This window comes from Gilvibacter sediminis (assembly GCF_028561565.1).
Lineage (GTDB): Bacteria > Bacteroidota > Bacteroidia > Flavobacteriales > Flavobacteriaceae > Gilvibacter > Gilvibacter sediminis.
In genome coordinates, this window is record NZ_JAQQTE010000001.1 from 1044588 (window position 1) to 1064745 (window position 20158).

The 20158-nt window shown below is 44.5% G+C and carries 10 protein-coding genes; all 10 read left to right on the forward strand.

Annotated elements, in window-relative coordinates; genetic code table 11:
• Window positions 1-29: 29 nt before the first annotated feature.
• The gene (locus tag POW22_RS04755) at window positions 30-3398 is read left to right on the forward strand and encodes a VCBS repeat-containing protein (RefSeq protein ID WP_272831478.1); all 3369 of its coding nucleotides are present in this window, start codon (window positions 30-32) and stop codon (window positions 3396-3398) included.
• Window positions 3391-6729, forward strand: coding sequence for a CRTAC1 family protein (locus POW22_RS04760; protein WP_272831479.1), 3339 nt, complete (start codon window positions 3391-3393; stop codon window positions 6727-6729). The genes POW22_RS04755 and POW22_RS04760 overlap by 8 nt, the downstream gene beginning before the upstream one ends.
• Window positions 6722-9994 carry a VCBS repeat-containing protein gene (locus POW22_RS04765; protein WP_272831480.1) on the forward strand — a complete coding sequence of 1091 codons (3273 nt, stop codon included), beginning with the start codon at window positions 6722-6724 and terminating at the stop codon, window positions 9992-9994. Before POW22_RS04760 ends, POW22_RS04765 begins: the two co-directional genes overlap by 8 nt.
• Complete coding sequence (locus tag POW22_RS04770) at window positions 9963-11348, forward strand: vanadium-dependent haloperoxidase (RefSeq protein ID WP_272831481.1); 1386 nt, start codon at window positions 9963-9965, stop codon at window positions 11346-11348. Before POW22_RS04765 ends, POW22_RS04770 begins: the two co-directional genes overlap by 32 nt.
• Window positions 11341-12258 (forward strand): GyrI-like domain-containing protein, encoded by a 918-nt coding sequence (locus tag POW22_RS04775; protein WP_272831482.1) that lies wholly within the window; start codon window positions 11341-11343, stop codon window positions 12256-12258. The genes POW22_RS04770 and POW22_RS04775 overlap by 8 nt, the downstream gene beginning before the upstream one ends.
• Window positions 12259-12261: 3 nt before the next feature.
• On the forward strand, window positions 12262-14397 hold the full coding sequence (locus POW22_RS04780; RefSeq protein WP_272831483.1) for a glycoside hydrolase family 97 protein: 2136 nt from the start codon (window positions 12262-12264) through the stop codon (window positions 14395-14397).
• 7 nt (window positions 14398-14404) lie between these two features.
• On the forward strand, window positions 14405-15589 hold the full coding sequence (locus POW22_RS04785; protein WP_272831484.1) for a glycoside hydrolase 100 family protein: 1185 nt from the start codon (window positions 14405-14407) through the stop codon (window positions 15587-15589).
• Between the two features lie 123 nt (window positions 15590-15712).
• The gene (locus tag POW22_RS04790) at window positions 15713-17038 is read left to right on the forward strand and encodes an MFS transporter (RefSeq protein ID WP_272831485.1); all 1326 of its coding nucleotides are present in this window, start codon (window positions 15713-15715) and stop codon (window positions 17036-17038) included.
• Window positions 17038-18276 (forward strand): MFS transporter, encoded by a 1239-nt coding sequence (locus tag POW22_RS04795; RefSeq protein WP_272831486.1) that lies wholly within the window; start codon window positions 17038-17040, stop codon window positions 18274-18276. The genes POW22_RS04790 and POW22_RS04795 overlap by 1 nt, the downstream gene beginning before the upstream one ends.
• Window positions 18277-18292: 16 nt before the next feature.
• Window positions 18293-20158: a trehalase family glycosidase gene (locus tag POW22_RS04800; protein WP_272831487.1), complete on the forward strand. Its 1866-nt coding sequence runs from the start codon at window positions 18293-18295 to the stop codon at window positions 20156-20158.

Genomic DNA, 20158 nt, shown 5'->3' on the forward strand with positions numbered 1-20158 from the left:
GCGATTACGTACATTTCGGTCACTTTCGAATGAAGCGACTATCCTCTAAATATCTTCACTTTTTACTTGGCTTTTCTGGCCTTTTTTTGCTGCTGATGGTGGCTTGTGATTCAAAGCCAGAAGTAGTTAAAGATTACCGTTTTGAGATCGTTGCTGCAGACAGTAGTGGAATCGATTTTGAAAATAAACTACTGAATCGACCTGAGCGAAACATCCTCAATTACATCTACTATTATAATGGCGGTGGCCTAGCTGCAGGAGACTTTAACAATGATGGTCTTATTGATCTTTACTTTACGGCCAACGAGGGTCCTAATGCGCTTTATTTGAATCAAGGGAATTTTAAATTCAAAGATGTAGCCGCTACTGCTGGAGTTTTAGATGAAACCGGTTGGAGCACAGGAGTAACCACGGTAGACATAAACAATGATGGTCTCTTGGATCTTTACGTAAGTAAAGTGGCGCCTTTAGCGCCTGAGGCTGGCGGAAACAAGTTGTTCGTCAATCAAGGGGTGTCCGATGACGGCTTACCGACTTTTAAAGAGCAGGCTGCCGACTATGGCCTTGATTTCAAAGGTTATTCCACTCAGGCTTCCTTTTTTGATTACGATCAGGATGGTGATCTGGATGTATTTTTGATGAACCATACGGTCAATCCGAACAGTAATTATGGACGAGGCAGCAAACGCAAGCAAATTGATTCGCTTTCCGGGGATCGACTTTATGTAAATGAAAGTGGTTTTTACCGAAACGCATCAGAAGAGGCTGGCATCTATCAAAGCCCTATAGGGTATGGACTGGGTTTGGGCGTGGGTGATTTGAATTCCGATGGTCTTCCCGATATCTATATCGGCAACGATTTCTTTGAGAACGACTACCTCTATTTAAATAGTTATGATCATGTTTTTCGGGAGCAGATCAGCAGTAATCAAAACCCATTGGGACATACCTCTCATTATACTATGGGTGTGGATCTCGCCGATCTAAACAACGACGGCCTCACTGACATACTCTCTGTTGATATGCTGCCTGAAGATTTGCAGACCTATAAGTCCTCTGGGGTTGAGTTCGGTTATTCCACCTATAACAACTACCTGCGTAACGGTTATGCGCCGCAGTACATGCAAAACGCGTTGCATTTCAATCAAGGCAATATGCGTTTTAGTGAAACGGCCTTTTTAAGTGGTATTTCTGCTACTGAATGGTCTTGGGCTCCGCTCATTGCAGACTTTGACAATGACGGGCTCAAGGATATTTTTATCAGCAACGGAATAGTAGGTGCTACCAACGATATGGATTTCATCAATTTCATTGCAGACGAAGCCATTCAGAAGCGTCTAGGCAAAGGAATGACTCAAGAAGACATGGCTTTCGTGGCAAAAATTCCAGAAAAGAAAACGCTCAACTATTTCTACAAAAATGAAAATGGGCAACAATTCTCTGATCAATCCAGAGAATGGGTGGCAGAAGTGCCGACTTTTAGCAACGGTAGTATTTATGCGGATTTAGATAATGATGGAGATCTAGATATAGTCTCCAACAACGTCAATCAATCAGCAACAGTCTACAAAAACCTTAGCCGAGAAAAAGATTCCAGCAATTATGTTCAAGTTCGCTTAAAGGCGAATGATTCGGAGTCTACGGCAAACTTATGGGGAACTGGTGCCAGAGTTGAAGTTTACAGTCCACAGAGCACCCAGTATCAAGAGGTTTTCCCAACGCGCGGATATCAGAGCGGTATGGATATTCCGCTTCACTTCGGGTTGGGGAAAGAGCAGCAAGTTGATTCTGTTCTTGTTTATTGGCCTGGTAAAGACAATAAGACCACAATATTGAGAAATCCAAAGATCAACGAATTGTTGATCATCTCTGGGTCAGAAGCTAGTTATCAAGCACAAAACGAGAAACATTCCAGTTACCTAACGCCCCTTGCCACAGATATTTTCACTCACAAAGAGAATGCCTCTTTGGAATTCAATTTAGACCCGCTCATTGCCTATGCCAGTACCAATGAAGGGCCTGGAGTAGCTGTGGCAGATGTCAATGGTGATGGTCTTGAGGATGTCTTTTTCTGCGGAGCTAAAGGGCAGGCGTCTGTGCTTCAATTGCAGCAAGCTGATGGTAGTTTTGTAGTTGACTCTGGAATGGATTTTTCTTCAGATAGACTATCAGAAGACGTAGCGGCTGTTTTTGCCGATCTAAACAGGGATGGTCTTCCGGATTTGGTCGTGGTCAGTGGAGGTCACGAATTCACAGACGGTAAAGCCATTCAACCCAGACTCTATTGGAATACTGAAAATGGAATGGTAAAGGATGACACCGCCTTCGCAGGTCTTTCGTTTAATGCAGCAAGCGTTGCGGCCGTTGATTTTGATCGTGATGGAGACTTGGATCTCAGCATTGCCGTAGATGGTGTGGCAAAAGATTTTGGAGCGAGTGCTTCTCAAGTTTTGTTGTCCAATGAAGGTGATGGAAACTTCAAAGATGCTACCGTTCAAACAGTGCCAGATTGGGCAGATCTCGGGAAGGTAAAAGAAATTGTTTGGGATGATTTTAATGGAGATGATTGGCCCGACGCCTTGGTCATTGGTCATTGGATGGCTCCACAACTCTTTATCAATAATAGTGGCGTATTGGAGGATCAAAGTCCTTCTGTATTCTCCATCAGTTCCGGACTTTGGGAATCTGCCGTTGTTGCTGATTTTGATGCGGACGGTGATTTAGATATCGTAGCGGGTAATTGGGGCCTTAATTCGCGACTTACCGCGAGCGTTCAAGATCCTTTGAAGCTCTATCGAGGGGACTTTAACGGCAACGGATCCACAGAGACTCTAATTACCTACAATTACAAAGGTCAAGAAACCCTCTTACCTTCAAAAGATGAGCTGGCCAAACAAATTCCGCAGATCAATAAGAAGTATTTGTCTTATGCCGATTTTGCTGCTGCTCAGACCAAAGACTTGCTTCCTAAGGAGCTGTGGGATGCTGCCGAGACCAAATCGGTCCAAACCCTAGCAACGACTTACTTTGAAAACCTCGGAAACGGTAATTTTAACACAACTATACTACCATTTGCTGCACAAATATCCGCAGTGAATGATATCTTTGTAAATGACTTTAACTCAGATGGTTTTCCCGATGTTTTCCTCGTTGGAAACCGCACTGAGGTCAGCACCCAAATAGGACGTTTAGATGCCCTTAAAGGTGCACTTTTGCTCTTTGATCCTAAAACGGGCTTTACGGCCGTCAACGATCCAAATTTGAATTTGGCTGGGAGCTGCAGAGCAATACAACCAATAACTATAAATGACCGACCGCATGTGATTGTTACCCGTAACAATGGCAAAGCGGTTGTTTTAGAAATATCAAATGATGTTATTCAAGTACCCAATGAATAAATACTTATTGACTTTTGGCCTTTTAGGGCTAATCTTTACCTCTTGTGAGGACAATCCCCAAGAAAAGGATACTGCTGTTGTTAGCGATACCCTTTTCACCAAGACAGACCCAGCAGAGACCGGTTTTGATTTTACCAATACCGTGGTGAATCAAAAGGACTTCAACATCTTCAAATACCGAAACTTTTATAACGGTGGTGGTGTCGCTATTGGCGATATCAACAACGATGGTTTGGCGGATATCTATATGACGGCCAATATGGGTCCAAACAAACTCTTCCTCAATGAAGGGAATTTTAAATTTAAAGACATTACCGAGACTGCTGGCGTTGCCGGGAACAAGCCTTGGTCTACCGGAGTGAATATGGTAGACATCAACCAAGATGGTCTCTTGGATATTTACGTGAGTAATGCCGGAAATATGGAAGGCGACAATCACGATAACGATCTTTACATTAATAACGGTGATCTAACCTTCACCGAAAAAGCTGCGGAATTCAATTTAGCAGAGACAGGCTTTTCTACGCATGCCACCTTCTTTGATTACGACAAAGACGGAGATCTAGACGCCTATATTCTCAATAACAGTAATATTCCAGTGACTTCCTTAGGATTTGCGCACCAACGTGATGTGCGCGCCCAAGATTGGGACGTGCCCAAAATGTTCCGTGGTGTTGGGGATATGCTTTTACGTAACGATGGAGGCACTTTTACCGAGGTAAGTGAAGAGGCTGGTATCTACGGAAGTTTGATTGGCTTTGGGTTGGGCGTGATGGTCACTGACATCAACAACGACCTTTGGCCTGATATTTATGTTTCCAATGACTTCTACGAGCGTGATTACCTCTACATCAACAATCAAGATGGAACCTTTACAGAAGACATCAAGAATTGGATGAACCACCTTTGCCTTTCTGCCATGGGTATTGATATGGCAGACATCAACAACGATGGAAATCAGGATATCTTCATCACCGATATGTTGCCCGATGGCGATCAGCGCGTGAAGTCTGTTATGGAATTTGAAGGCTATAACGTCTTTAAACTCAAGCAGAGTAAAGACTTCTATCAGCAATACATTCAGAACACCTTACAGCTCAACAACGGTAATGGGAGCTTTTCAGAGATCGCTTATTACAGCGGTGTTTCTGCTACGGACTGGAGCTGGTCTGGTTTGATGTTCGATATGGACAACGACGGTTACCGCGATATTTTTGTGACCAATGGGGTTAACCACGATCTTACAGACTTGGACTTCGTGGATTTCTTTGCCAATGAGATCATTCAAAAAATGGCGCTGACTGGTAAAAAAGAAGCTATCGATAGTATTATTGATAAGATGCCGGTAGTTCCTGTGCCGAACTACGCTTACCACAATCAACGCGATCTGACCTTTGACAACAAGGCCGTTAAATGGGGCTTGGGTGAGCCTGGTCTTTCTAACGGTGCCGCCTACGGAGACCTAGACAATGACGGTGACTTGGATTTGGTGGTCAACAATGTAAATATGGCTTCCTTCTTGTATCGCAACAATTCGGAGCAATTAGATAATAACTTCATTAAGCTTAGATTCAAAGGAACAGAGAACAACCGTTTTGCAGTGGGAACTCGAGTTCGTATGTACTATGACGGACAAGAGGTGTTGCAGGAATTGGTTCCGTCTAGAGGATTCCAGTCATCTATGGAGTATCCAATGACCATCGGATTAGGAAAAGCGACTACTATTGACTCGCTGCGTGTGATTTATCCTAACGATCGCACGGAACTACGGACCAATTTGGCAGCCAATACGACCTATGATTTTGACATGGCTGTGGCTACGCTAACCTATACTCCTCCAAAGCCGCAGGCGAAGAACACTTTTGTCAGCAAAATGGAAACCAGTCTCGCCGCTCATGATGAAAACAACTATGAAGATTTTGACTATGAAGGAATGATCTATAAAAAGATCTCTCAAGAAGGTCCCGCTTTGGCAGTAGCAGATATTAATGCCGATGGCCATGAAGACGTATTCATTGGAGGTGCAAAAGGCCAAGCCGGGATGATCTATCTCCACAGCGGTAACGGAAATATGCGCGCACTAAATCAACCGGGTCTAGCTGCAGATGCAGAATTTGAAGATACGGCAGCGAGTTTCTTTGACATGGACGGTGATGGTGATCTTGATCTCATGGTAGGTTCAGGAGGGAATCAGCGTGACGAGAACACCTCCTTGACCGCTAGAATTTATATCAATAACGGCAATGGTGTTTTTCAAAAAGCAGCCTTGAATTTGCCTCCAGGAACTACAAACATCTCAGCCATAGCGCCATACGATTATGACGGCGATGGCGATATGGACGTATTCCTAGCCGCGCGTTCTGTGATTGGTATTTACGGAATCGATCCGTCGTCTATGTTCTTAGAGAATACTGGCGGAGGACAATTTCAGTTAGCCAGTGCCAAGGTTTTAAAGAACCTTTCTCGTTTGAGCGGAATGATCACCGATGCAATGTGGATCGATCTACTAGGTGATGATACCAAAGAACTGCTCACTGTTTCTGATTGGGGAGCACCAATGGTGTATCAACTGCAAGACGGTGTGCTCAATATGGTCACTACAGATTTAGAACAGCAAACTGGTTGGTGGAATGCCGTTGAGGCCGCAGACTTGGACGGAGATGGAGATCTTGACCTTGTTTTAGGAAATCAGGGAGAGAACATCCACTATAAACCCACCTCAGACAGTCCAATGAAGATTTGGATCAATGACTTTGACAATAACGGAACCATTGAACAGCTGGTTACACAAACCTTGGACGGTCGCGATATGCCGATCCACCAAAAGAAGGAAATTGTGAACCAAATGGTATCGCTCAAAAAAGAAAACCTACGCGCCTCAGAATACGCTAAAAAGAGCATTCAAGAACTCTTTACGCCAGCGGTGTTGGGTCGTGCTTTGGTGAAAGAAGTGGTGACCTCTCAAAATATGGTGGCCATCAATGAAGGCAACGGAAAATTCAAGTTTGTTGCTCTGCCAGCTCGCGCACAGCTTTCTTGTGTTTGTGGAATTCAATGTACGGACTTGAACAAGGACGGAACTTTAGATCTGTTGCTCGGTGGAAACAATTACGAGTTCAAACCTCAATACTCGCGTTTGGATGCGAACTACGGTAGCGTTTTACTCAATGACGGAGCAGGAAACTTTGCTTGGCAAGAATATGAGGATTCTGGATTCTTTGTAAAAGACGAGGTGAAGCACATGCAGATCTTCTCAGACGCCAACGGCAATCGTTTTATGATCACTGCTATTAACGACTCGGAACCTATAATTCATCGTTTGAATGAGTAAATGGAGCTTGCTTGCTGGACTCTTCTTTTTGTGGTCCTGCACGGAGCGAGACCAAGCACCTTCTTTGGCCTTTAAACAGCTTCCTGCGGATAGCACCGGGATCGCTTTTGCCAATACCTTAGTTGAAAGTGATAGCCTAAACATACTGGATTATCTCTATTTCTACAACGGTGGTGGCTTAGCCGTGGGCGATGTCAACGGTGATGGTCTTCCAGATATCTATGCCTCGGCCAATATGGGCCCCAATAAGCTCTACTACAACAAAGGCAATTTTGAGTTTGAAGAAGCTCCTGAATCTGCTGGAGTAGCTGGGAATAGCAGTTGGAATACGGGTGCGGTTATGGTAGATGTTAATGCGGATGGACTTTTGGACATCTATGTCTGTGCGGTAGTAGGCATCAATGGATTTACTGGGCATCACGAACTTTTTATCAACCAAAGCGATGGTACGTTTAAAGAAGAAGCCGCCCAGTACGGTCTAGATGCACAAACCTACGGTACTTCCGCGGCCTTTCTAGATTATGACCTTGATGGAGACCTGGATCTATATTTGCTCAATCACGCGGTTCACACCCAAGGTTCTTTTGGGCGTTCCAGTCAGCGTGAGAAACGCAACGAGAAGACCGGAGATCGTTTGATGCGCAATGATGGAGGTATTTTTACCGATGTCAGTGAGGAGGCAGGGATCTATGGCGGGATCAGCAGTTATGGTTTGGGTGTTGCGGTGGCTGATTTCAACAATGATGGTTATCCAGACCTTTACATCGGAAACGATTTCCACGAAGACGATTATTACTACATCAACAATACCGACGGAACCTTTAGTGAACAACTCCGTGACGCCTTTGGCCATGTCTCGCGGTTCTCTATGGGCAATGATGCTGCCGATATCAACAACGACGGACGCCCAGATCTGATCACTTTGGATATGCTCCCTGAGGAAGAAGCGGTGGTAAAAGCCTCTGAGGGTGATGAGAATTTTCAAACCCAACGCATGCGCCTGTTGCAATACGGATACCACTATCAGTTCAGCCGAAACATGCTCTTTCTCAACCAACCGGATGGTAATTTTGTAGAAACCGCTTTAATGAGTGGAGTCGCTGCTACTGATTGGAGTTGGGCGGCTTTATTTCACGATTTTGACCAAGACGGTTATCAAGACCTTTGGATCTCTAACGGCATTCCCAAGCGTCCGAATGACTTGGATTTCATTCGATTTGTTTCCTCCGGAGCTATAGACGAGAGTCGGGACAACACCAAACTGATGGATCAAAAGGCCTTGGAGATGATGCCTTCTGGGGCGATCTCCAACAAGGTGTTCAAAGGAAGCGCGGATCTCAAATTCACAGATCAATCAGCAGCTTGGATCGGAAAGGATGCGCAGATCGCTGGCGCCACTGTTCTGGCAGATTTAGACGCTGATGGTGATATGGATGTGATCAGTAATGTATTGAATGCGCCGCTATTGGTGTATCGCAATGATATAGAATCCACGGGCAACTATATACAATTAGCGCTTGAAGGAAGCCCGGAGAATCCATTCGCTATCGGTGCCAAAGCCTATGCCTATCAGCAAGGTAAAATGTATTACAAAGAACTCTATACCGCACGCGGTTTCCAATCCAGCAGCGAGCCTTTGATAGAATTCGGGCTCGCAGACAGTACGGCTTTAGATTCTTTAGTGGTGATCTGGCCAGATGGCAAGCGACGCGTTGAAAATGGTGTTGCTTTGGGGCAGCGATTGCAGCTCAACTCAAATGACCAAACTGCTGCTGTCAGTGGTAAAGACATGAATATCGATTCAGATTCAATATTCACTTGGGTACCCGATGGACTTGGGCTTGATCACACACATAAAGAAGACAACTACCTGGATTTTAATCGTCAGAAGCTCTTGCCTTATCGGCTTTCAGATAAAGGACCTGCAGTTGCGGTTGGAGATTGGGACAATGATGGAACTACTGAACTTTTCATAGGAAGTTCCAAATTTGAAAAGGCGGGAATGTATCGCCTGGAAGAATCTGGAATCACTGCAATTGATCTTCCGCAATTAGAGACAGACCAAGTCTATGAAGAGGTTGCTGCCAATTTTGTAGATATTGACAATGATGGTGCTTCAGAATTATTGTTGGGAAGCGCAGGTGCTGATTTTAGTGGAAACGCCGATCCGTTGTTGGAGCGCGTGATCTCATCAGCACAACCCGATTCTGCCATCGTATTGCCAGAAACTTATTCCAACGCCAGCGTAATAGCTCCCTTTGATTTTGATGCCGATGGAGATGTGGATGTCTTTGTTGGTGACTATGCGGTGACCAATGATTTTGGTAAGCAACCCCAATCGTATGTATTGATCAATAACAACGGCCAATTGAAACGTGAAATTCCTAAAGCTTTTGCCAACTTAGGCATGATTACTGATGCTATTTGGTATGATTTTGATGCTGATGGAACTCAAGATCTAATTGTAGTGGGAGAGTGGATGCGTCCGCGTTTCTTTAGTTACAAGAATGGCGATTTTATTGAGGCAAATCCACTGGAGGATAAATACTTAAACGGTCTATGGCAGTTTGTGATCCCCTTTGATATTGATGCTGATGGTGATCAGGACTTGGTATTGGGCAACTGGGGACTCAATGCAAAATTCAAGGCAAGTGCCGCTGATCCGCTGCTGATGTACTATGAAGATTTTGATGCTAACGGAGCTACAGAGACCGTTTTGGCACAGAAAACTGGAGATACCTACTATCCCTTGCTCTCCTTGGATGAGCTTGCAGGGCAAATGGTAAGTTTGAAGAAGAGGTTTCCCAATTTCTCAGATTTTGCCGGTAAATCCATAGCCGAGGTTATGGGCGAGGAGGCGCTTTCTCAAGCCGAAACCTATAAAGTACACGAGTTAGCCTCTGGCTATTTGCGAAATGACGGTGGAGGTTATAATTTTGTAGCCTTCGGATCTAAATTGCAATTGGCGCCCTTAAAGGCAGGAGTGGTCTTTGACTTTCTCAATGACGGTTCTGCGCAGCTTCTTTTAGGTGGAAATTACGACGGCGTGATTCCGTTCCACGGTCGCTTTGATTCGCAGCCAGGAACCTTAATTATTCCTGGAGAGGATCCGCAGCTAATTTGGTCGCAAGAATTGGCGTTTTTAAGAAAATCATTGCGACATTTACAGATTATAAAAATTGGCGGTCAGCCGTATTTGCTGGCAGTCTTCAATAATGATAAAACACAGATTTATGAAATTGATTCCTTTAAACAGAACCCTTAGCCTTGCATTTTTTGGCTGTTTCCTGTTTTTAAGCCTTGTGGCTTGTAAGGATAATGGTGGTGAGCAAGTGGAGGATACTCCTGTGGCCTACGAACCCTTGACGGTTGAGGCCTCGGATTTTCAGAATGCTGTAGACCAAATAACTCAAGTTATGGTTCACGATATCTTCTCGCCTCCTGTAGCGAGTAGAATCTATGCCTACCCTAACGTGGCGGCTTATGAGATCATGGCTCAGGCAGATCCAAAGTATAAATCATTAGCGCTTCAATTGCCGGGACTAACTCCGGTTCCTCGAATGAACAACGATACAATTGTTCCAGGAGTGGCTGCACTAGTGGCGCATATGGAGATCAGCAAGTCTTTGATTTTTTCTGAGGATATGATGCAGACTTATGCAGACAGTATCTACGCCCAATGGGAAGCAAAGAACCCAAAGCAATTTGAGCGATCTAAAGAATACGGCCTGGCTGTGGCCGATCACATCAAAGCATGGTTAGATGGAGATATGTACAAGCAAACCCGTACCATGCCTAAATTCACCGTTGATATTGACGATCCTGCGCGTTGGCAGCCAACCCCTCCTGCTTATATGGAAGGCATTGAGCCGCATTGGAAAAAGATCCGTCCTATGGTTTTGGATTCGGCTGCCCAGTTTAAGCCTAAAAATCACCCGAAGTTCTCTTTAGAGCCAGGCAGTGCGTTCTATAAAGAGCTCAAGGAAGTTTATGACATCAGTGAAGAGATCACCGCCTCTGGAGACAAATCAGAAGAGGTGGAGATCGCGCAATTCTGGGATTGTAATCCTTATGTTTCGGTAACTCGCGGTCACTTGATGTTTGCTACTAAAAAGATCACCCCTGGTGCTCACTGGATGGGTATTGCCAAAATTGCCTGTAAGCAAGCTGACGCAGATCTCAACAAAACGATCTATGCATATACCAAAACCTCAATTGCCTTGTTTGACGGGTTTATCAACTGTTGGGCAGAAAAGTACCGTTCTAATTTGGTACGTCCAGAAACCTTGATCAACAAGCATATTGATGAGAACTGGGAGCCTATTTTGCAAACACCTCCGTTCCCGGAATACACCAGTGGACACTCTGTGGTTTCCAATGCCGCAGCCACTGTTTTGACAGACGTCTTTGGAGATGACTTTGCGTTCTTAGACGATACAGAAATGGCCTACGGTTTGCCAGCTCGTTCCTTTGCCTCATTTGATGCAGCGGCTAAAGAAGCGGCAATTAGCCGTATGTACGGTGGAATTCACTATCGCGCAGCGGTAGAGAACGGCATTGACCAAGGAAAGAGCGTGGGTGGTTTGGTTATTGAAAAACTAGACTGGACCAATGAGTAAAAAAAGTGGATTTTGGACGGTATTGGCGCTGGTCTTGGTGCTGCTTTTGTCCTGGCACTTTTTGATCAAGCCTTACAATTACCGCATCAGCTTTGTCACAAAAGACCCTGCGGGCTTGGTGTACAGCAATCTTGGAGCTTGGCTTGCAATTCCAGGGGAGACGGATAGCTCCAGCGTAGAATTGATCTCAAGAGTTCCTTATGAGTCCTATCAGCAAAAGGTCCGCTTAAAGGATTCTCTTTTTGAATACCGATGGGAAATAGAACCAGAGACTGATAGTACAACTAGGGTAACAGCTTATATCACCGACCTCAACAATACTTGGGTTCAGAATTTTTACGCACCTGTTTTTAAAACTGATTTTGTCAAGCGTAGCATCTCTACAGTTGAGGATCTTGCAACGGAATGGGTGAACTACCGGGAACGCTACCGAGTCAATGAGATCACTGTAGGACAGGTGGATGCTCGTTTTTGTGCCTATGTCTCTGTAAAGACCACGGCGAAACAAAAAGCGCGCACCATGATGGGCAATATTGCCGATGTCATGGGTTATATCAATAGCAATGAGCTTGAATTGCAGGGAGACCCTTTTCTACAGGTCACTCAATGGGACCAAAAAACAGACAGCATAACCTTTGACTTTTGTTTCCCGATAAAACGAAGTGATAGCCTAGCGGCTTCTCCTATCGTGAAATTTAAAGAGGTTCAGGCTTTTAGCGGAATAAAGACTATTTTTAATGGAAACTACAGCATTTCTGAAAAGTCATGGTATTGGCTGTTAAGAGCTGCTGAAAATAAGAATCTTGAGGTAGAAGCTTTGCCTTTTGAGGTGTATAAGAGCGACCCACATATGGGTGGTGATGCACTCAAGTGGGAAGCCGAGATCTATCTCCCTTTAAAAAACCAATAATCTATGAGAACTTTTACTGGTGCGATGATCGCATTAATTACTCTGGCGATTTTTTCAATTTCTTGTTCAAAGGAACAAACCCTAAGTAGTATTACCTCTCCGGATGGCAATTTGGTGGTTAACACTGCCTTAAATGCGGAAGGTACGCCTATCTATACTGTGAGCTATAAGGGAAAAACTATTATTGACACCTCTGCTGTTGGGTTCGAATTTAAAGGGCAGGAGTACCTTGGGAAAAATATGATTATTGAAGGAGCCACCACCAGTTCTAAGGAAGAGACCTGGGAAATGCCTTGGGGTGAACAGCGTGAAGTTGAAAACAACTATAACGAGCTCAAAATGAGTTATAGTGAACAAGGGGATTCACCAAGAAAATTCAATATTTTCATTCGCGTTTTCAATAACGGTTTTGGTTTGCGCTTTGAATTCCCAGAACAAGAATATATGACGGACGTATTGCTTTTGGACGAGCATACGGAATTTGCCCTTACCGGAGATCACGACGTGTGGTGGTTGCCGGGAGATTGGGACATTTACGAACAGCTATACAGCAACACTAAGTTTAGCGCTATTGACGCTATTGCCATGCGAGACCATCCGGCACTTGTTGCAACCTATATTCCAGAGAACGCCGTGAATACACCGGTGACCATGAAAACGGATGACGGGCTTTATTTGAGTTTTCACGAGGCAGACTTGACCAATTACGCCGGCATGACGCTTAAAGTCGATACCCAAAATTTTAAAATGACCTCAGAACTGGTAGGTTCGGAAAGATTGGGTGGGAAAGCCCAATTGACGGTTCCTTTTAACACGCCTTGGCGAACCATGCAGATCGGAGAGTCAGCTGGAGATCTTATCGAATCCAACCTAATTGTAAATCTGAATGAGCCCAATGAAATTGGTGATGTGAGCTATTTTACCCCGATGAAGTACGTCGGAATCTGGTGGGAGATGCACATTGGTAAATCGACCTGGGACATTGAGGGAAGCCAAGACATGAACACTTACATTGAAGGAGCCAAGAACTCCTCACGTCACGGAGCAACTACAGAAAACGCCATGCGTTATATCGATTTTGCTTCAGAAAACGGAATCAAAGGCCTCTTAGTTGAAGGTTGGAATACCGGTTGGGACCAATGGATCAACACCACCGATAGAGAAGGAGTGTTTGATTTTATGACTCCCTATCCAGATTATGATTTTGATGCCGTAATGGCCTACGCCAAAGAAAAGGGCGTTGAGGTGATCATGCACCACGAGACCTCTGCAGCGCCTCGTACCTATGAAAAGCAGATGGACGTGGCTTACAATTTTATGAAGGAGAACGGAATGAATTCGGTAAAGACAGGATATGTTGGGAAGATCATTCCAGAGGGAGAATACCACCACGGGCAGTGGATGGTCAATCATTATCACAAGGTGTTGACAGAAGCGGCTAAGAAGAAGATCGCTATCAATGCCCACGAACCCATTAAAGCAACAGGGAAACGCAGAACCTATCCGAATGCTATTTCGCGTGAAGGATTGCGCGGCCAAGAATTCAACGCTTGGTCTCCAGACGGCGGGAATCCACCAAGTCACTTACCAACAGTAGCATTTACGCGCATGCTTTCTGGTCCCATTGATTTTACACCTGGAGTTTTCAACATTAAGTTTGACGAGTACAAAACAACCAATCAACTCAATACTACTTTAGCACAACAGCTCGCGTTATACGTGGTGATCTATAGCCCGATCCAAATGGTAGCAGACCTGCCTGAGCACTATATGGTGGATGGTGAGATTCACCCAGCGTTCCAGTTCATTCGCGATGTTGCCGTAGACTGGGAACAATCTGTAGTTCTTGACGGTGAGGTTGGAGATTATGTGGTAATTGCCAGACAAGAAAGAGGGTCTGATAACTGGTTTGTCGGAGGAATTACGGGTGAGACTGTTCGAGCTCAAGAAGTAAACTTTGACTTTTTGCCAGAGGGTAAGACCTATACGGCTACCATTTATAAAGACGGTGATGGCGCGCATTGGAATGACAATCCAACGGCCTATGCCATTGAGACGATGGAAGTGACCAAAGACTCAAAAGTAACCATTCCTATGGCTGCCGGTGGTGGCTTTGCGATTAGTGTAATGGTAAAATAATTCTCGGATGATCTCAGCCCAGAAAACCATTGCTTGGCAACTCTTAGACGATCTTTCTACGCCTAATGGATTTTTGGCCAGTACTTTAGATGAGGACAATTACAAGCGTATTTGGTCTCGTGATTCTATGGTGTGTGGTTTAGCGGCCTTGATCACAAAGGCTCCTAAGCACCTTGAAGCCTTTAAGAACTCTCTGCTGACGCTAGCGGCGAATCAGTCCGAAGAAGGAATCATTCCCTCAAACGTAGATCCCAGAAACGGCAAGGTCTCCTACGGCTCCTTGGTTGGACGTATTGATGCCAATACTTGGTTCATACTTGGGGCTTGTTTGTATTTCAAACATACCGGTGATCAAACCACTTGGAACGCAATTAAAGCTCAAGTCTTGAAAACCAGAACTTATCTGGTCAATTTAGAATTCAACAACAAGGGTTGGCTCTATACGCCATTGAGTGGTAATTGGGCGGACGAATACCCCGTTCACGGTTATACGCTGTATGATAATTTACTTCGGATTTTAGGAGAGAAGGCCTTAGCAGATTTAAGTCACGATCGCGGTTTTGACGTTGACAGGAAGAGTCTGGTCAATTTTTGGCCAGAGGCGAAAAATATCGACTTAGCACACCATAAAGCAGGTTTTGAGGATGCCCTAGATAAAGGTGTTCAGAATTTTGCAGCCTTCATTTTGCCAGGCATGTATGACCTGCGTTTTGATGCGGGAGGCAATGCCTTAGCCTTATTGTATTGGCAGTTGAATGACACTCAAAAAGAAGCTTTACACAGTCAAATTAACGGATTTAAGCAACAGACAGGTGCTTGTTTAATTCCAGCATTTTGGCCCGTGATCAATGAAGATTCTTATGATTGGAACCTGCTTAAGACCAATTACTCCTACAGCTTTAAAAATCATCCTGGAGATTTTCATAACGGAGGCGTTTGGCCTGTGTGGATGGGCTTGTTTACCCTAGGGTTAGCAGCACAGGGCGAATCAGCATTAGTCACTGATATCACCGCTGCTTTTGAGCAAGAGATGCTGGCAAAACCAGACTGGGCATATCAAGAATACTACAATCCCATCAGTCAAAAACTCGGTGGTAAAACTCAAATGGGCTACAGCGCATCGGGTGTGATCTTCATGCAAGAAGCGCTGCGAATGATACAGGCCAATGAGCGCACAACGGTGTTCGGTTAAAATCCCCAAAACAACCTTCCGATAACGTTTTCGTTGCATATATCTCAATTTATGGGAGGGATTCTTAGAATTGCCTAAAAAATTGCAGATATTAGGTACTCATTCGCAACTAAATAAACAGGTATGAGTATCATTTCTAAGATTCCGAAGCCACAACTTTCCTTTTGGCAGATCTTTAATATGAATGTTGGTTTTTTGGGCATCCAATTCAGTTTTGGACTGCAGCAAACAGCGATCAACCCCATCTTTTCATTTTTGGGAGCGCAACCAGAAGACCTGCCATTACTCAATATCGCTGGGCCTGTCACTGGCCTTATCGTACAACCAATCATTGGAGCGATTTCTGATAAAACCTGGTCACCCAAATGGGGAAGGCGTAAACCCTTCTTTTTGATCGGGGCGCTCTTGGGAAGTATCTGTTTATTCTTGTTCCCTTACAGTCCAGAATTGTGGTTCGCTGTGGGATTGCTTTGGATATTAGATGTTGGAAACAATATGGCTATGGAGCCTTATCGTGCCTTTGTGGGAGATAAATTGCCAGAAAAGCAATTGAGTCTGGGGTATCAGATGCAAAGTCTTTTTGTAGGTGCGGGAATCGTAATTGCGAATCTATCGATCTTTCTCTTCCAAGACTGGTTTGGCGGTGATGCTGTAGAAACAGCAGGGACCATACCTACCTGGTTGTATTATTCCTTTTTCATAGGAGCAGCGCTCTCTGTGATTACCATTGGCTGGTCGGTCTATACTACGCCAGAAATACCTCCGTCCGATGAAGAATACGAAGAAATTAAACGGCAGAAAAAACTGCCCTTTATGCAAAAGGTGCGGCAGCCTTTCTTAGAGATCAAAGAAGCGGTCAAAGACATGCCGAAGTTCATGTGGAAGCTCTCTGGAGTCTATCTGTTCCAATGGTATGCTTTGTTTTGTTATTGGCAAATGATCGCACCAATGTTTGAAAAAACCATGGGCTTTGATAAATCTGAGGCCCTTGCGCAGGCTGCTAAAATGAGCAGTACGTATAATGTTACCACCATGATCGTTGCCTTGGCTTTGGTGCCGCTTATGGTCCGTTTTGGAGGAAAACGAATCTACGCGCTGAGTTTATTAGGAACCGGTTTGGCCCTGCTGGCCATTCCGCATATAAACGACTCCGTTACTGTGCTGTTCCCAATGATCCTCTTCGGTATTGGTTGGGCAGCCATGATGGGTATTCCGTACTCTATGGTTTCTAAAATTGTTCCTCAAGACAGACGTGGAGTGTATATGGGAATTCTCAATATGATGATTGTGATCCCAATGGGGATTCAAACCTTGACCTTTGGACCTATTTTAGAACATTTAATGGGTGGAAACGCGGTAAATGCCATTCTTTTTGCCGGAGTGTTCTTCATTATCTCCGCAGCATTGGCCATGCGACTTAATGTGAAAAAAGCACAAAACGAAGCCTAATGAAAGGACTGGGAATTAAAATCGCTTTACTGCTCAATTATTTCGTTTTTGCGATCCTATTGAACAGCGTGGGAACGGTGATCCTTCAAGTACAACGCAATTACGATATTGCCAAAGATGCCGCGAGTGTCTTAGAGGGTTTTAAAGATCTGCCCATTGCAATAACCTCTTTCTTACTCGCTTCTTTCTTGCCTAAGATAGGTCTTAAACGCTCCATGATCATTGGTTTGATCCTAGTGGCCGGCTGTTGTTGTTTAATGCCATTTACGGATGCCTTTTGGTATTTCAAAATCCTCTTTATGGCCATTGGAATTTCCTTCGCGCTGATCAAAGTGTCTGTTTTTGCTACCATTGGTTTAGTTACCGATGACGCCAAACAACACGCCAGTTTTATGAGCGTTTTGGAAGCCTTTTTTATGGCTGGGATCCTGGTTGGAAACTTCGCCTTTAGTTTGTTTGTGGACGATGCCAATCCCAAATCACAAGAATGGTACAATATGTATTGGTTCCTCGGGGCATTGTCGCTATTGGCCTTGGTGGTGTTGTGGTTCTCCAAGTTGGATGAAAGTGCAGCCAAGATCGAATCTAGAAGTTTATCTGAGGATTTCTACGAGATGTTCGCAACCATTGCCAAGCCGTTAGTTCTGGTCTTTATTGTGAGCGTATTCTTGTACGTGCTCATTGAGCAGAGCTTCCAAACGTGGTTCCCTACCTTTTATCAAGATATTCTCAATACACCATCTTCTATGGCTATTCAAGCTGGAGCGGTGTTGGGAGGCGCAACCATGATCGGCCGATTCGCCTCTGGAGCAGTATTGGCTCGGATCAAATGGATCTATGTCTTGTCGGTCTGCTTGATTGCCGTAGCCGCAATTATATTGCTGGCTTTACCTTTAGCGGGCAAGAGTGAAGTGAGTGGAGATATCAGCTGGACCAATGCACCTTTGGTAGTCTACCTGATGCCCTTATTGGGCTTCTTTTTAGCGCCCATCTATCCGACGATCAATTCTACAATACTCAGTTCACAACCTAAGCATATGCACAGTTCGGTTTCTGGACTTATTGTAATATTCTCCGCCTTAGGAGGAACCACAGGATCTATCATAACGGGACATGTCTTTGAGGCTTATGACGGAGCAACTGCTTTTTATTTTGCGCTTGTTCCTGTGACCTTGATCTTGATTGCGATCTGGATATTCTACCGTATGATTCAAAAACAAAGAGCCTTAACAGCTTAAATCAGACGAAAGTTTCATGGAATTCAAACTCAATATAGCGCAAACGCTTAAGGAGCTTTTGACTCAAGAAGATACTGATGGTGACAAAAAGATCACTATCAATGATCAAGGGTCTAAATCCTTTGCCTTGAAAAGCACAACAGGCGCTGTTCATACGCTTAAAGGCACGTATGCGCTATCTAATTTGTTGCAAGAATTGGTTATTGCCAGTCGAGGTGATCAGGCGGAAGCACTAATTCCTTTGAGTAAATTGGAGGAACCTCCAGCCGATCGGGTTTCTAGAATGATCCGCGATTATTTCTGGGAAGGACTTACAAGGAGTATTGATGCGGATGGCATTGCCGCTTTGGTTGCCGATACCAAAAATGAATTTTTAGCAGAGCAACAACTCAAGGTTTATGTGCCCTATCAAGATCAGTTGGCTTATGATTACTACAAAGCATTAGAAACCACCCATCCTATTGAAGTGGTTCGCTTACCTGCAGATATTTCACCACAATATGTAGCTGATCTAAACGACAAGCCGGGTATTCTCGCGCTGCGTTTATATAAAATTGACGGGTCTGTCAAAGGAGCTCCTTTCGTAGTTCCCGGAGGCCGTTTCAATGAAATGTACGGTTGGGATTCCTATTTTGAAAGTATTGGGTTACACTTGGATGGGAAGTCGCATCTGGCGCAGTCCATGGCCGATAATTTTCAATACCAGATTGAACATTACGGCAAGATCCTCAATGCCAACCGATCCTATTATTTAACCCGAACGCAACCGCCATTTTACTCGAGCCAGATCCGGGAAGTATTTGAGAAGAAAAAGGACGTACAGTGGCTAGCTTCTCATTTGTCAACAGCCATAAAGGAATATGAAACAGTTTGGATGGTGCCTGGAAAGCGTTTGACGGCTATTGGTTTAAATCGTTTTTTGGCTGAGGGAATTGGGATCACACCTGAGGCCGAATTTGGACATTATGACGCCGTTCTAAAGCCCTATGCTGACCAAGCAGGTTTGTCCATTGAAGCCTATATTGAGGGTTATTCACAGGGACAGATCACCAACAAGGAATTAGATGCCTATTTCGTTCACGATAGAACAGTCCGAGAATCTGGACACGATACCTCCTACAGAATTGAAGGTCGCTGTGCGGATATGGCTTTGGTAGAGCTCAATGCTTTTTTGTATAAATACGAGGAAGACTTTGCTGAACTTATTAAAACGGTCTTTGACGATCATTTTGTGGTTGGAGATAAGGTCTATCATAGCAAGCAATTTGAGCAGGCAGCAGCCAAACGTAAAGAGCTGGTAGATCAGTATCTGTGGAACGAAGCCGATGGTGTGTATTACGATTATGATGTTGAGAAACAAGCACAGGTCGTCTTTAATTCTGCTACCGCTTTAACCCCGCTTTGGTGTGGATTGGCCTCTGAGCAGCAAGCGAGATCTTTGGTCGCAAATCTATTGCCAAAGCTCTTGGAGAAAGGCGGAATTGCCTCTTGCGATGGAGAAAGTCGAGGAGCTGTTGGACCTGAAAGACCACAGCGTCAGTGGGATTATCCTAACGGTTGGGCACCGCATCAAATGATGATTTGGAAGGGCCTTGATGACTATGGATACACTGAGCAATTGCATGAGGTGGTCTATCGCTGGCTGTATATGATCGTCCGCAATGCAACAGATTATAACGGAACCATTCCCGAGAAATACGACGTGGTACAAGCCACGCATTTAGTCTTTGCAGAATACGGCAACGTAGGGACAGAATTTGAATACATAACTACGGAAGGCTTTGGATGGATGAACGCTTCCTTCCAGTATGGCCTTACTTTTTTAACGGACCAATTACGCGAGGAGCTCAATGCTTTGACTCCTCCTGAAGATTTATTTTAA